This is a genomic window from Amycolatopsis sp. EV170708-02-1 (genome assembly GCF_022479115.1).
In the GTDB taxonomy this organism is placed as follows: Bacteria; Actinomycetota; Actinomycetes; order Mycobacteriales; family Pseudonocardiaceae; genus Amycolatopsis.
On record NZ_CP092497.1, the window covers coordinates 629,327 to 642,882 of the forward strand.

General features: G+C 69.3%; 12 protein-coding genes and 1 pseudogene. 3 read left to right on the forward strand and 10 right to left on the reverse strand.

Features of this window, described 5'->3' with window-relative positions; all coding sequences use genetic code 11:
- Positions 1 to 5: 5 nt before the first annotated feature.
- A complete protein-coding gene (locus MJQ72_RS02625) occupies positions 6 to 575 on the reverse strand; it encodes a TetR/AcrR family transcriptional regulator (RefSeq protein ID WP_240597388.1) in 570 nt (189 codons plus the stop codon).
- 89 nt (positions 576 to 664) lie between these two features.
- Between MJQ72_RS02625 and MJQ72_RS02630 the strand changes: the two genes are divergently transcribed.
- Together MJQ72_RS02630 and MJQ72_RS02635 are read left to right on the forward strand one after the other, a co-directional pair.
- Positions 665 to 1,882 carry an MFS transporter gene (locus tag MJQ72_RS02630; protein ID WP_240597389.1) on the forward strand — a complete coding sequence of 406 codons (1,218 nt, stop codon included), beginning with the start codon at positions 665 to 667 and terminating at the stop codon, positions 1,880 to 1,882.
- A 13-nt stretch (positions 1,883 to 1,895) separates the two neighbouring features.
- Positions 1,896 to 3,860 carry an AarF/ABC1/UbiB kinase family protein gene (locus MJQ72_RS02635; RefSeq protein WP_240597390.1) on the forward strand — a complete coding sequence of 655 codons (1,965 nt, stop codon included), beginning with the start codon at positions 1,896 to 1,898 and terminating at the stop codon, positions 3,858 to 3,860.
- Here the strand turns inward: MJQ72_RS02635 and lepB are convergent.
- The 9 genes and pseudogenes from lepB to MJQ72_RS02680 all read right to left on the reverse strand — a co-directional run bounded on the left by lepB (position 3,784) and on the right by MJQ72_RS02680 (position 11,680).
- Entirely contained in the window at positions 3,784 to 4,584 is an 801-nt protein-coding gene (gene lepB, locus MJQ72_RS02640) for a signal peptidase I (RefSeq protein ID WP_240597391.1), read from the reverse strand. The genes MJQ72_RS02635 and lepB overlap by 77 nt on opposite strands.
- A gap of 18 nt (positions 4,585 to 4,602) precedes the next feature.
- Positions 4,603 to 4,932 carry a YnfA family protein gene (locus tag MJQ72_RS02645; protein WP_125687586.1) on the reverse strand — a complete coding sequence of 110 codons (330 nt, stop codon included), beginning with the start codon at positions 4,930 to 4,932 and terminating at the stop codon, positions 4,603 to 4,605.
- A 303-nt stretch (positions 4,933 to 5,235) separates the two neighbouring features.
- On the reverse strand, positions 5,236 to 5,643 hold the full coding sequence (locus MJQ72_RS02650) for a metal-sulfur cluster assembly factor (RefSeq protein WP_034311811.1): 408 nt from the start codon (positions 5,641 to 5,643) through the stop codon (positions 5,236 to 5,238).
- Positions 5,640 to 6,089 (reverse strand): Fe-S cluster assembly sulfur transfer protein SufU, encoded by a 450-nt coding sequence (gene sufU, locus MJQ72_RS02655; RefSeq protein WP_240597392.1) that lies wholly within the window; start codon positions 6,087 to 6,089, stop codon positions 5,640 to 5,642. Before sufU ends, MJQ72_RS02650 begins: the two co-directional genes overlap by 4 nt.
- The gene (locus MJQ72_RS02660; protein ID WP_240597393.1) at positions 6,089 to 7,414 is read right to left on the reverse strand and encodes a cysteine desulfurase; all 1,326 of its coding nucleotides are present in this window, start codon (positions 7,412 to 7,414) and stop codon (positions 6,089 to 6,091) included. The genes sufU and MJQ72_RS02660 overlap by 1 nt, the downstream gene beginning before the upstream one ends.
- Before the next feature lie 39 nt (positions 7,415 to 7,453).
- Positions 7,454 to 8,224 (reverse strand): Fe-S cluster assembly ATPase SufC, encoded by a 771-nt coding sequence (gene sufC, locus MJQ72_RS02665; protein ID WP_007029703.1) that lies wholly within the window; start codon positions 8,222 to 8,224, stop codon positions 7,454 to 7,456.
- A 36-nt stretch (positions 8,225 to 8,260) separates the two neighbouring features.
- Positions 8,261 to 9,432, reverse strand: a pseudogene (gene sufD / locus MJQ72_RS02670) (Fe-S cluster assembly protein SufD).
- A gap of 2 nt (positions 9,433 to 9,434) precedes the next feature.
- Complete coding sequence (sufB, locus tag MJQ72_RS02675; protein ID WP_038515497.1) at positions 9,435 to 10,883, reverse strand: Fe-S cluster assembly protein SufB; 1,449 nt, start codon at positions 10,881 to 10,883, stop codon at positions 9,435 to 9,437.
- Positions 10,880 to 11,680 (reverse strand): helix-turn-helix transcriptional regulator, encoded by an 801-nt coding sequence (locus MJQ72_RS02680; protein ID WP_378372403.1) that lies wholly within the window; start codon positions 11,678 to 11,680, stop codon positions 10,880 to 10,882. The genes sufB and MJQ72_RS02680 overlap by 4 nt, the downstream gene beginning before the upstream one ends.
- A 280-nt stretch (positions 11,681 to 11,960) precedes the next feature.
- Between MJQ72_RS02680 and mptB the strand changes: the two genes are divergently transcribed.
- A complete protein-coding gene (gene mptB, locus MJQ72_RS02685) occupies positions 11,961 to 13,547 on the forward strand; it encodes a polyprenol phosphomannose-dependent alpha 1,6 mannosyltransferase MptB (RefSeq protein ID WP_240601233.1) in 1,587 nt (528 codons plus the stop codon).
- Positions 13,548 to 13,556: the final 9 nt, after the last annotated feature.

Genomic DNA, 13,556 nt, shown 5'->3' on the forward strand with positions numbered 1-13,556 from the left:
TCTTTCTAGCGTGCGCCGGCGTCGTGCGTATCCCTCACGAGTATCTCCGCGATCTCCCTCGCGAGCGTGACCCGGTGCGCATCCCCGTCGATGCCGGTGTGCGCGACCGCGCCTTCGAGCAGGAGGAAGAGCTGCTCGGCGAGCCGCTCCGGATCGGCCGCGCCCGGGGCGTCCTCGCGGAGGAGTTCGGCGAACTTCGCCCGCACCGCCGCCTTGTGCCGCCGGATCACGTCGAGCCCGGGATGGCCCGCGGGCAGTTCGGCGGCCGCGTTGAGGAACGCGCAGCCCCGGTCGCTCCCGAGCTTGGGGTGATCGACGTAGGCGTCGAAGACCGTCAGCGCCCGGGGCGCTTCGGCCTCCGCCAGCCGCTCTTCGAGGTACGCCCACCAGACGTCGTGACGGCTTCGCAGGTACGCGATCGTGAGCTCCGTCTTCGACCCGAAGGACGCGTACAGCGTCTTCTTCGTGACGCCCGCGGCCTCGGCGATGGCCGCGACGCCCACGGCGTTCAGGCCCTCCCGGTAGAAGAGCTCGCTCGCGGCGCTCAGGACGCGCTCGCCGGCCGGTGTCAGCATGCTTCGACTATACCGATCGGTTGACCCGAGCGCCAAATGCGGGAACACTCCAGAAGTATACCGCTCGGTATACCTCTGAAGGAGAGCTGATGGTTTCTTTGTACAAACGCGAGCTGACGCTCACCGCGGCCGGGTTGTCGCTGATCGCGGTCTCGTACGGACTCGCGAGGTACGCGTACGGCCTCTTCGCGCCGACGCTCCGGACGGAGTTCGATCTCGACGGCGGCACGCTCGGCGCCATCGCGGCGGGCAGCTATGTCGCGTACTGCCTCGCGGTCGTCGCGTCGACCGCCGTGACGGCCCGCCGGGGCGCGCGGGCGGGCGCGCTCGCCGCCGGGACGACCGCCACCGCGGGGACCGCCCTGATCGCGGCCGCGCCGAACGCGGGCGTCCTCGCGCTCGGCGTCGTCCTCGCCGGAGCCAGCACAGGCCTGGCTTCCCCCTCACTCGCCGACGCGGTCTCACGCGTCGTCCGCGTGACCCGCCGGGACCGTGCCCAGTCCGTGGTGAACGCCGGGACCGGACTCGGCGTGCTGATCTCGGGCCCGGTCTCCCTGCTCGCCGTCGGCGACTGGCGAATGGCCTGGTGGGCCTTCGCCGGGGCGTCGGCCCTGGTGACCTTGTGGATCGCCCGTGTCGTGCCGCCGGTGAAGGACGACCGCGCGCGGGGCCTGCCGTCACCGCTGTTCCCGCCCGCCACCGGACGGCTGCTGCCCGCCGCCGCGGCGCTCGGCCTGGCGAGCGCCGCGATTTGGACGTTCGGCCGGGACATCGCCGTGAGCGTCGGCGGGCTCGACGAGACCGCCTCGACGGTGGTGTGGATCGTGCTCGGCGCGGTCGGCCTGGCGGGGGCGTTCACCGCGGAACTGACCTCCCGGGCGGGGCTGCGCCGCGCCTGGTCGGCGGGGATGGTCCTGTTCGCCGCCGCCACGGGCCTCTTCGCCCTCGCCACCCGGTCGCTTCCGGCGCTCGTCATCGCGGCGGCGGTCTTCGGCGCCGTCTACATCGGACTGACCGGCGTGCTGATCCTCTGGGGCACCAGGGCTTACCCGGCGGCGCCCGCGTTCGGTGTCGGCGTGGCCTTCCTGATGCTGGCACTCGGGCAGGCCGCCGGAGCGCCGCTCATCGGTCTCCTCGGCGATCTCCTCGATCTTCGCGCCGGCTTCCTCGCGGCGGCGGCGATCGCCGTCCTCGGCGTCCTGTTCGCGCCCAGGGAGGCGACCACGACCTACAACTTCGGGGTCCGCTCCCTCTCAGGGGTGAGCACCGTCCCGCCGGAGCGGGAATCCCGCGCCGGCTGCGCGTGATGTCCTCTTCCGCATGAACCTGCTGCTCGGCCTGCTCACCCTGCCCGTTTACGCGCTCATGCTGTGGCCGCTCGTGGTCGGCGCCCGCCGCGTCCTCGGGGTGCGGATCGGACTGGTCCGCGCGGGCTGCGCCGCCGGCTTCGGCTGGCTGGTCGCGGGCGGCATCCTCAGCGCGTTCCCACGGGCGATGTACGCGGGTGGCGCCTTCGCCGGGCTGGTCATCCCGGTGGCGGGCGGCGCCTTCCTGGCGACGCTGATCTTCCTGTTCGTCGCGGAACTCGCGCTGCCCTCCGGCTCGGGCCTCGGGCTGATCGGCAGGATCCGGTCGATGCGCCGCCGCGCGGCCCGCACCCGGCGCTACTCGCAGATCACCCGGATCGCGATCAAGCACGGCCTCGGCCGCTACCTCACCGGCCGCCGCGAACCCGGCCTCGCCCAGGTCCGCCACGCCAAACTGGCGCGCTCGCTGCGGCGCGCGCTGGAGGAGGGCGGCGTGACGTTCGTGAAACTCGGCCAGCTGCTCTCGACCCGATCCGATCTGCTCCCCCCGGTTTTCGTCGACGAACTCAGCAAGCTCCAGGACCAGGTCGCCTTCGCCGACGCCGACGAGGTCGCGACGGTGCTGCGGGAGGAACTGGGCGGGGACCCGGACGAGGTCTTCGCCGAATTCGACCCGGAGCCGATCGCCGCCGCGTCGATCGCACAGGTCTACCGGGCCAAGCTGCGCGGCGGGCAGGACGTGGTCGTCAAGGTGCAGCGGCCCGGCGTGCAGGCCTTGGTCGAGCGGGACCTCGACATCGTCCGCCGGGTGGCGGCCGCGCTGGACCTGCGTGCGGGCTGGGCGCGCTCGCTCGGCGTCGTCGACCTCGCCGAAGGATTCGCCGACGCGCTGGTCGAGGAGCTCGATTTCCGCACCGAGGCCAGGAACATCGAAGCGGTCGCCGCCGCCTACCCCGGCACCGAGGTCGCTCTTCCGACCGTCCACAAAGAACTGTCCACCGAACGGGTACTGGTGATGCGGCGCCTCGACGGCAAACCGCTCGCCGCCGCCAAGGAGCGGGTGCCGGTCGCGGAACGGGCGAAGCTCGCGCGATCGATGCTGCGGTGTGTGCTCGGCCAGGTGATGGGCAGCGGTGTCTTCCACGCCGACCCGCATCCCGGCAACGTCCTGCTGCTCGCCGACGGCAGGCTGGGCCTGCTCGACTTCGGCTCCGTCGGCAGGCTCGACGCGGGTCTGCGCGGCGGGCTGCAGAACCTGATCCTCGCCCTGGACCGCGGCGACCCGGCCGCGTTGCGCGACGGCCTGCTGGAGATCGTCGACCGGCCGGACGAGATCGAGGAACGACGGCTGGAGCGGGCGCTGGGTGCCTTGGTGGCCAAGCATTTCAACCACGGCCAGGCGCCGGATCTGGACATGTTCACCGACCTGTTCCGGGTGATCGCCGACTTCCGGCTCAGCGTGCCCCCGCCGATCGCCGCGGTGTTCCGCGCCCTGGCCACTCTGGAGGGAACGCTGGCCGCGCTGGCGCCGGGATTCAACATCGTCGTCGAATCCCGCGCCTACGCCGCCGAGCAGGTCGGCGCCGGATTGCGTCCGGAGTCGTTGCGGGCCACGGCCACCAACGAACTGATGGCGCTCCTGCCGGTATTGCGACGGCTGCCCCGCCGTGTCGACCGGATCGGCGACGCACTGGAGCAGGGCAGGCTTTCGGTCAACGTCCGGCTGTTCTCCGACGAACGCGACCGCGACGTGGTCACCGGGCTGGTGCACGAGATCCTGCTGGCGTTCGTCGGCGTGGCCACCGGCCTGATGGCCGTGCTGCTGCTGGGCAGCGCGACCGGCCCGGAGGTGCTGACCGGGGTCACGCTGCACCAGATGTTCGGCTACAACCTGCTGGTGGTCAGCGCGCTGGTGGGATTGCGGCTGCTCTTCGTCGTTTTCCGGCGGAGCGGACAACGCTCACGATCGCCCCGATGACCCCGACGGCGACAAGCCCGGCACCGCCGAGCGCGAGGTTGCGCGAAGTGCGGAACCCGGTGTCGGACACCGGATCGCCGGGCAGGCCTGCCTCGACGAACGCGGTGGTCTGCGGGAACGGGTCGGCGGCGAGGACACTGCCCAGCCCGACGACGACTCCGTTCACCTTCGACAGCGGCACGGCGCCGTCGCCCGGCATGCCGACGTAAAGCCGCGAGTCCCGGGAGTTGTTCCGCTGATCCCCCACGACAAACACGGCCTCGGGCGGCACTTGGACGCTGAACGGCCGGTACTCCTTGCGGCCGTAACCGTTGTCGTCGTCGGCGTACGGCTCCTTGACCGGCTTCCCGTTGACGGTGATCAGGTTGTCGTTCGTGCAGCAGACGACCTGATCACCCCCGACGCCGATCACCCGCTTGATGATCTGACCGTCGCCGGGGCTCGCGTCCGGGAACGCGGAAAGATCCATGAGAACCACCGCGCCGCGAGGGATCTCGGCAAGCGGGGTCCAGCGGTAGAGCACTACCGTCCCAGGCTGGACCGAGGGCAACATACCGCCGCTGGGAACACTCACCATGCGATAGCTCAGCAGGGTCCAGAACCCGTATCCGCCGGTGCCGACGCCGACGACCGCCAGCAGGATCATCACGAACAGGAGCGGGGAGAATCTTCGCTTCGGCCCGGGTCTGTCGGCGGGCGGAGCGGGGAAATCCGTTTCAGTCACAGCGCAGAGTAGCGCCACTCAACCTCGGGGCGCGTACATGATGACGCCGACGCCGGCCAGGCAGATGAGCGCACCGATCACGTCATAGCGGTCCGGCCGGTAGCCGTCGGCGACCATCCCCCACGCCAGCGAACCCGCGACGAACACTCCGCCGTACGCGGCGAGGATACGGCCGAAGTTCGCGTCAGGCTGCAGTGTCGCGACGAAGCCGTAGAGGCCCAGCGCGACGACACCGGCGCCGATCCAGAGGTAGCCGCGGTGCTCCCGGACGCCCTGCCAGATCAGCCAGGCGCCGCCGATCTCCAGCAGGGCGGCGAGTGCGAAGAGCGCGATGGACCGGACGATCATCGGTGCAGCCTATTGCGGCAGGGTCGCGTGCTTGACCGGACGACTCGCGTGATCCGACGGACGACACGTGTGTCTGGATGGACGACACGCGCCCGGCCGAGGTTTCGCCGCGAGTCGTCCGCCCAATCACGCCTGTCGTCCGTCGGATCACGCGTGTCGTCCATCCAGACACGCGAACCGGCGCTACCCGCACTCGCGATGCGGTATAGGTCGTTATACGCCACCGCAAGCCCCAAAAGCGCGTGAAGGCCCCCTTCACCCGGCTGAGCCGGGTGAAGGGGGCCTTCACGCAAAAGCAGGGAATCAGACGGTGAAGCCGAGCGCCCGCAGCTGTTCGCGGCCGTCGTCGGTGATCTTCTCCGGACCCCACGGCGGCATCCAGACCCAGTTGATCCGGAAGTCCTTGACCAGTCCCGTTCCCCCGCCGACGAGTGCGGCACCGGTCTGGTCCTCGATGACGTCGGTCAGCGGGCAGGCCGCCGAGGTCAGGGTCATGTCGATGGTGGCGGTGTTGTCCGCCTCGACGCGGATGTCGTAGACCAGCCCGAGGTCGACGACGTTGATGCCGAGTTCGGGGTCGACGACGTCGCGCATCGCCTCTTCGACGTCCTCGACCTTCGCCACGTCGGCGGCGTCCGGGGCGGCGGCGGTCTCGGCGTCGAGGTCGGCGGCCGTGCGCCCCTCGCGGGTTTCGGTCTGCTGTTCGGTCATGCCGTCTCAACTCCGTTGGTCGTGCGGGCGACGGCGTCCTTGAACGCCATCCACCCGAGCAGGGCGCATTTCACGCGGGCCGGGTACTTGGCCACGCCGGCGAAGGCGATGCCGTCCTCCAGCACGTCCTCGTCGGGTTCGATCTGCCCTTTGCCCTGCATCAGCTCGACGAAGGCGTCCATGGTGGTGAACGCCTCCTCCACGGTGTGCCCGACGACGAGATCCGTCAAGACCGACGTGGAAGCCTGGCTGATCGAACAGCCCTGTCCCTCGTAGGAGACGTCGTCGACCTTCCCGTCGTCGACCTTCACCCGCAACGTCACCTCGTCGCCGCAGGTCGGGTTGACCTGGAACGACTCGGCGTCGAACGGCTCGCGCAGACCGCGGCCGTGCGGGTTCTTGTAGTGATCCAGGATGATCTCCTGGTACATGCTCTCCAGGTTCATCACGCCACCCCGAAGAACTTCTGCGCCTCACGCACACCGTTCACCAGCGCGTCCACTTCGGACAGTGTGTTGTAGACGTAGAACGACGCGCGCACGGTCGCGGGCACCGAGCAGGCCCGGTGCAGCGGCCACGCGCAGTGGTGCCCGACGCGGACGGCGACACCGAGGCTGTCCAGCACCTGCCCCGAGTCGTGCGGGTGGACGCCGTCGATGACGAACGACACCAGTCCGCCGCGGTCGGCCATGTCGGTCGGGCCGATGATCCGCACACCCGGGATCTCGCCGAGCCCGGCGAGCGCCGCCTCGGTGAGGAGATGCTCGTGCGCGGCGACCCGGTCCATGCCGATCGCCGACAGGTAGTCGGCGGCCGCGCCGAGACCGACGGCCTGCGACGTCATCGGCGTGCCGGCCTCGAACCGCTGCGGCGGCGCGGCGAAGGTGGTCTGCTCCATGCGGACCAGCTCGATCATCGAGCCACCGGTCAGGAACGGCGGCATCGCTTCGAGCAGCTCACGGCGGCCGTACAGGACACCGATACCGTACGGGCCGACCATCTTGTGCCCGGCGAAAGCGGCGAAGTCGACGTCCAGCGCGTGCAGATCCACGGGGAAGTGCGGCACCGACTGGCAGGCGTCCAGCACGACCAGCGCGCCGACCTTGCGGGCCTTCTTCACCAGGAACTCGACCGGGTTGATCGTGCCGAGCACGTTGGACTGGTGCGTGAACGCGAGCACCTTGGTCCGCTCGGTGATCAGCTCGTCCACATTGGACAGATCGAGGCGGCCGTCCGCGGTGACGGAGAACCACTTCAGCGTGGCGCCGGTGCGCTGGCAGAGCTGCTGCCACGGCACCAGGTTCGCGTGGTGCTCCATCTCGGTGATGACGATCTCGTCACCGGGACCGATCTTGAACCGCTCGGCCCCGGGACCGGCCGTGGCGGCGTTGCTCATCGCGTAGGCGACGAGGTTGATGCCCTCGGTGGCGTTCTTGGTGAACACCAGCTCGTGCGGGGAGGCGCCGACGAACTCCGCGATCCGCACGCGGGCGGATTCGTAGGCGTCGGTCGCCTCCTCGGCGAGCTGGTGCGCGCCGCGGTGCACCGCGGCGTTCGAGGTCTCCAGGAACCGGCGCTCGGCTTCGAGCACCTGCGCCGGCTTCTGGGACGTCGCACCGGAATCCAGATACACCAAGGGTTTCCCGTCCCGCACGGTGCGGGTCAGGATCGGGAAGTCGGCCCTGATGGCCGCTACGTCCAGCGGAACACGACCCGACGTACTCGTCTCAGCGGAGGGTCCATCAGGAGAGTTAGCCGTGGTGGTGGTCATCGGGCCAACTCCTCTCGGTGTAGTCGTGAAGTTCAGTGATCAGACGGCGGCGGTCTCGGCGGAGCCGGTGTACTTCACGTACCCGTTCTCCTCCAGCTCGTCCGCGAGCTCACGGCCACCGGACTCGACGATCTTGCCGCCGGCGAAGACGTGCACGAAGTCGGGCGTGATGTGCCGCAGGATCCGCGTGTAGTGCGTGATCAGCATGACGCCGGCGTCGTTGTTGGCCTTGAACTCGTTGACGCCCTCGGACACGACGCGCAGCGCGTCGACGTCGAGGCCGGAGTCGGTCTCGTCGAGGATGGCGATCTTCGGCTTGAGCAGCGCCAGCTGCAGGATCTCGTGGCGCTTCTTCTCGCCGCCGGAGAAGCCCTCGTTCACCGAACGCTCGGCGAACTCGGACGAGATCTCCAGCTTGCCCATCTCCTCCTTGACCTCCTTGACCCAGTGGCGCAGCTTGGGGGCCTCGCCACGGACCGCGGTGGCCGCGGTGCGGAGGAAGTTGGACATGGACACGCCCGGCACCTCGACCGGGTACTGCATGGCGAGGAACAGGCCCGCGCGGGCACGCTCGTCGACGCTCATCTCCAGCACGTCCTCACCGTCGAGCAGGACCTGCCCGGAGGTGACTTCGTACTTGGGGTGACCGGCGATGGCGTAGGACAGCGTGGACTTGCCCGAACCGTTGGGGCCCATGATCGCGTGGGTCTCGCCCGACTTGATGGTCAGGTTGACGCCCTTGAGGATCTCCTTGGGGCCCTCCTCGGTCGTGACCGAGGCGTGCAGATCCTTGATTTCCAGCGTAGGCATTTCTTTCCTAAAAGTCTGATGTGGACGGACGAGGGCTCAGGCGCCCACGGCTTCGAGTTCGGCTTCGATCGCGGCCTCGAGACGCTCGCGCACCTCGGGAACGCCGATCTTGACCAGGATCTCGTGGAAGAACCCGCGTACGACCAGGCGGCGCGCGGCGTCTTCGCCGATTCCGCGCGACTGGAGGTAGAACAACTGCTCGTCGTCGAACCTTCCCGTCGCGCTCGCGTGGCCGGCGCCTTCGATCTCGCCGGTCTCGATCTCGAGGTTCGGGATCGAGTCCGCCCGCGCGCCCGGCGTCAGCACCAGGTTGCGGTTGAGCTCGTAGGTGTCGGTGGCCTCGGCGGCCGCCCGGATCAGCACGTCGCCGACCCATACGGTGTGCGCGTCGTCGCCCTGCAGCGCGCCCTTGTACATCACCCGCGACTTGCAGTTCGGCACCGCGTGGTCGACGAAGAGACGGTGCTCCTGGTGCTGGCCCGAGTCCGCGAAGTACAGGCCGAGCATCTCGACGTCGCCGCCCTTGTCGGCGAAGGTCGCCGTCGGCGAGACGCGGACGAGGTCACCGCCCAGGGTGATGACGATGTGCTTGAGCGTGGCGTCGCGGCCGAGCTTGAGGTGCTGCTCGGAGACGTGCACCGCGTCGTCGGCCCAGTCCTGGACGCTGACCACGGTGACGTTCGCCGAATCGCCGATGACGAACTCGACGTTGTCGGCGTAGGTGCCGGAGCCGACGTGGTCGAGGACGATGACGGCCTCGGAGAACTGCTCGGCGCGCACCTGCACGTGCCCGTAGGCGACCTTGCCCTCGCCGGGTCCGGTGATCTTCACCGTCGACGGCTTGGACGTCTTCGTCTCCTTGGGCACCGTGATGACGGTGGCCTCGGTGAACGAGGAGTAGGCCTGCGCGGCGATCCGGTCGCTCGGGACACCCGCGGCGCCGAGGCGCTCGTCGTCCCGGCCGACCGTCTCGATCTTCAGTTCGGGGGCGGCGTCGGCGTCCACGGTGGCCGAACCCGAGGCGGCGGCGGACCCGTCGTGCAGGCCGCGCAGCCGCTTCATCGGAGTGAAACGCCAGTTCTCCTCACGGCCGCCGGGACCTCGAAGGCCTCGACGTCGTAGGAGGTGAAGCGCTCCGCGCGAGAGGTCGCCGGGATGACGACCCCTTCGCGCATCGCTTCGGAAACGTTGTTCTCGGTAACCGACATGACTAGCCGACGGACCCTTCCATCTGAAGCTCGATCAGGCGGTTCAGCTCGAGCGCGTACTCCATCGGCAGCTCACGCGCGATCGGCTCGACGAACCCGCGCACGATCATCGCCATGGCCTCGGCCTCGTCGAGACCGCGCGACATGAGGTAGAACATCTGGTCTTCGCTGACCTTCGAGACGGTCGCCTCGTGGCCCATGGAGACCTCGTCGTTGCGGATGTCGACGTACGGGTACGTGTCCGACCGCGAGATCGTGTCCACCAGCAGCGCGTCACAGACGACGCTGGAGCGCGAGTGGTGCGCCCGCTTCGCGACCTTCACCAGGCCGCGGTACGAGGTGCGGCCACCGCCGCGCGCCACCGACTTCGACACGATGGTCGAGGAGGTGTGCGGCGCCAGGTGCTCCATCTTCGCGCCGGCGTCCTGGTGCTGTCCCTCGCCCGCGAACGCGACCGAGAGGACCTCGCCCTTGGCGTGCTCGCCCATGAGGAACACGGACGGGTACTTCATCGTGACCTTGGACCCGATGTTGCCGTCGATCCACTCCATGGTCGCGCCCTCTTCGCACTTGGCGCGCTTGGTGACCAGGTTGTAGACGTTGTTCGACCAGTTCTGGATGGTCGTGTAGCGGCAGCGGGCGCCCTTCTTCACGATGATCTCCACGACCGCCGAGTGCAGCGAGTCGGACTGGTAGATCGGCGCGGTGCAACCCTCGACGTAGTGCACGTAGGCGTCTTCGTCGACGATGATCAGGGTCCGCTCGAACTGACCCATGTTCTCGGTGTTGATGCGGAAGTACGCCTGCAGCGGGATGTCCACCTTGACGCCCTTGGGCACGTAGATGAACGAACCGCCGGACCACACCGCGGTGTTCAGCGCGGAGAACTTGTTGTCCCCGGCCGGGATCACGGAGCCGAAGTACTCCTTGAAGATCTCCGGGTGCTCCTTGAGCGCGGTGTCGGTGTCCAGGAACAGGACGCCTTGGGCCTCCAGGTCCTCGCGGATCTGGTGGTAGACGACCTCGGACTCGTACTGCGCGGCGACACCGGCGACGAGGCGCTGCTTCTCCGCCTCGGGGATGCCCAGCTTGTCGTACGTGTTCTTGATGTCCTCGGGCAGGTCTTCCCAGGAAGTGGCCTGCTTCTCCGTGGACCGCACGAAGTACTTGATGTTGTCGAAGTCGATCCCGGAGAGGTCCGCACCCCAGTTGGGCATCGGCTTCAAGTCGAAGAGCTTGAGCGCCTTCAGTCGCGCTTCGCGCATCCACTCCGGCTCGGACTTCTTCGAGGAGATGTCGGTGACGACGTCCTCGTTCAGTCCGCGACGGGCCGTTGAGCCCGCCTCGTCGGAGTCCGCCCAGCCGAACGCGTACTTGCCAAGGGACTCGATGGTCTCTTCCTGGCTCATGGGCGCGGTGGTGGGAGTGCGCTGCTCGGCAGCGGCAGTCATGCGGGTTTCCCTCCATTCGGGATCCGTGCTGTGCGCCCTGGGGAGGGCGCCGTGCTTCCCGGCCCGGGTGTGGCCGGGTGACCCGCCGGAACGACGGGTACGTGTGTGGTGCACGCGTTGTCACCGCGCGCGATGGTCGCCAGCCGCTGGACGTGAGTACCCAGAAGTTCCGCGAAAGCCTCTGTCTCGGCTTCGCACAACTGAGGGAACTCGGCGGCGACGTGGGCGACCGGGCAATGGTGCTGGCAGAGCTGTTCGCCGACACCGACCTGACGGGTCGACGCAGCGTAGCCCTCCCTGGTCAGCGCCGCAGCGAGAGCCTCGGCACGGGCGGCCGGGTCCGTGTGCTTGGTGATCGCGTCCTGGTGCGGGCCGACCAGCGAAGCGACGCGAGCCTCCGCGAAGGCCTTCACGGCGTCTTCCCCGGCGTGTTCGGCGAGGAAGCGGATGGCCGAGGACGCGAGGTCGTCGTAGGCGTGCCCGAACCGGGCACGGCCCGCTTCGGTGAGCAGGAAGTTCTTGGCGGGACGGCCTCGTCCGCGGGGGCCGCGGCGGGGCGCGTCCCGGGTTTCGGCCTCGCCGTCGGCGAGCAGCGCGTCGAGATGACGGCGGACGGCGGCGGCGCTGATCCCCAGCTGCTCGGCCACCACGACGGCGGTCATCGGACCCTGTTCCAGCAGCAAACGGGCCACTTCGTGCCTGGTCCGCCCCTCGGGGCCGACCTGCGCGGGGACAGGCTGAACCTCGGCGCGGGGCATGTCGCCACCGGCCTCGTCCTGCGTCCCCGTCTTTTTCACAACACAAGTGTGACGTATTTCCGGGGAGACGGCAAAGAGGGGTGCCTCACGGAGTGGCGTGGGTCACTTCACGGGGCTGAAGGACGCTTTCCCCGCATGCGATGAGACGAAAGCGTCCTTCACCGCGTCGCATGCGGGGAAAGTCCCCTTCAGCCCCCGGTAACCACGTACCCGCCCGGTCTGTTCCCGCGATCGCTACCCTTCGTGCGTGGCAGTGGGCGATCACCCGGCACAGCGGGACACGGACGGGGCAGAGCCGGAAGACCGGGATCCGGGGTCGGTGGCGACGCTCGTTCCCGGGCGCCCGCACGATCCGGAACCACTGGACGACAAGGAACTGCGCGGGCTGAACGTGGTCCGCCGGTTCGGCGCGGTCGGTTCCCTGTTCCTCGCGCTGGGCTCGCTCGGCGCGGGCGCCGCCCCGGTGATCAACCCGGTGCAGGAGATCCCGGTCCTGCGGCTGTTCACCCGGATCCCGATGGTCTCGCTCGCGATGGGCCTGGCCGGGATGGCGATCATCGTGCTCAGCTGGCTGCTGCTCGGCCGGTTCGCGCAGCCCGCGCGCCGCCGCCTCGCCACCCAGGGCCAGCTCGCCCGCACCATCGCGCTCTGGTGCGCGCCACTGCTGTTCATCCCCCCGCTGTTCTCCCGCGACGTCTACAGCTATCTCGCGCAGAGCGAGATCGTGGCCCGCGGGATGGACCCGTACTCGCTCGGCCCAGCCGAAGCGCTCGGCGTCTCCGACCCGCTGACCTCGGGCGTCTCCAACATGTGGCGCGAGACCCCGGCGCCGTACGGTCCGCTGCTGCTGCGTCTCGGCGGCTGGCTCGCCCCGCTCAGCAGCGGCAACATCGTCACCGGTGTGCTGCTGCAGCGCGGGCTCGCGCTGATCGGCGTCATCCTGATCATCTGGGCGCTGCCCCGGCTGGCCCGGCGGTTCGGCGTGCAGCCCGCCACCGCGTTGTGGCTCGGCGCGGCGAACCCGCTGCTGATCTTCCACTTCGTCGCGGGCGCCCACAACGACGCGCTCGCGATCGGGCTCATGGTGGCCGGGCTGGAGGTCGGCCTCCAGCGGATGCCGGTGCGGTTCAAGAACGACACCGTCCCCCCGCTGGCCAAGGGCGAGCTCCTCTACATCGGGCTCGGGGTGGTGCTCATCACCCTCGGCGTCGCGGTGAAGATCAACGCGATCCTGGCGCTGCCGTTCTTCACCGTGATGGTGGCCAGACGCTGGCACGGCCGGATCAAGGACCTGGTCACCGCCGCGGTGCCGATGGCGTTGCTGTTCGGGGTGACCCTGGTGGCGGTCTGTTACGGCACCGGACTCGGTTTCGGCTGGGTCGGCGCGCTCGGGACGCCCGGGCTGGTCCGCTCGTGGATCTCGCCGACCTCGGAGCTCGCCGCGCTCGGCGGTGTCCTCGGCATCGCGCTCGGCCTCGGCAACCACACCAACGCGATGGTGCCGATCCTGGGCGCCCTCGGCTATCTCGTCGCGGGCGCGGTGACGGTCAAATTCCTCTGGGACAGCTTCAAATGGCGCTACCGGCCGATCATCGGCCTCGGTGTCTCCCTCGGCGCGGTGATGGTGCTGCACGTCGCGCTGCAGCCCTGGTACCTGCTGTGGGCGATCATCCCGCTCGCCGCGGCGGCGGGGACCTCGCGGTTCCGCATCGCCGCGACGATCGTCACCGCCGTCCTGCCGTTCCTGCTGCCGACGACGGGAAGCACCTTCGAGGGCCGCGGTTTCGTCCTGCCGTTCGCGTGGGCCGCGGCCGGGGTCGTCACGCTGCTGGGGCTGTTCATCGTCCACCGCCTCTCACCACTGCTGCTGTCCAGACCGTCCCCGGAGCATTCGGTCCCGGCGTGAGGCCGTATC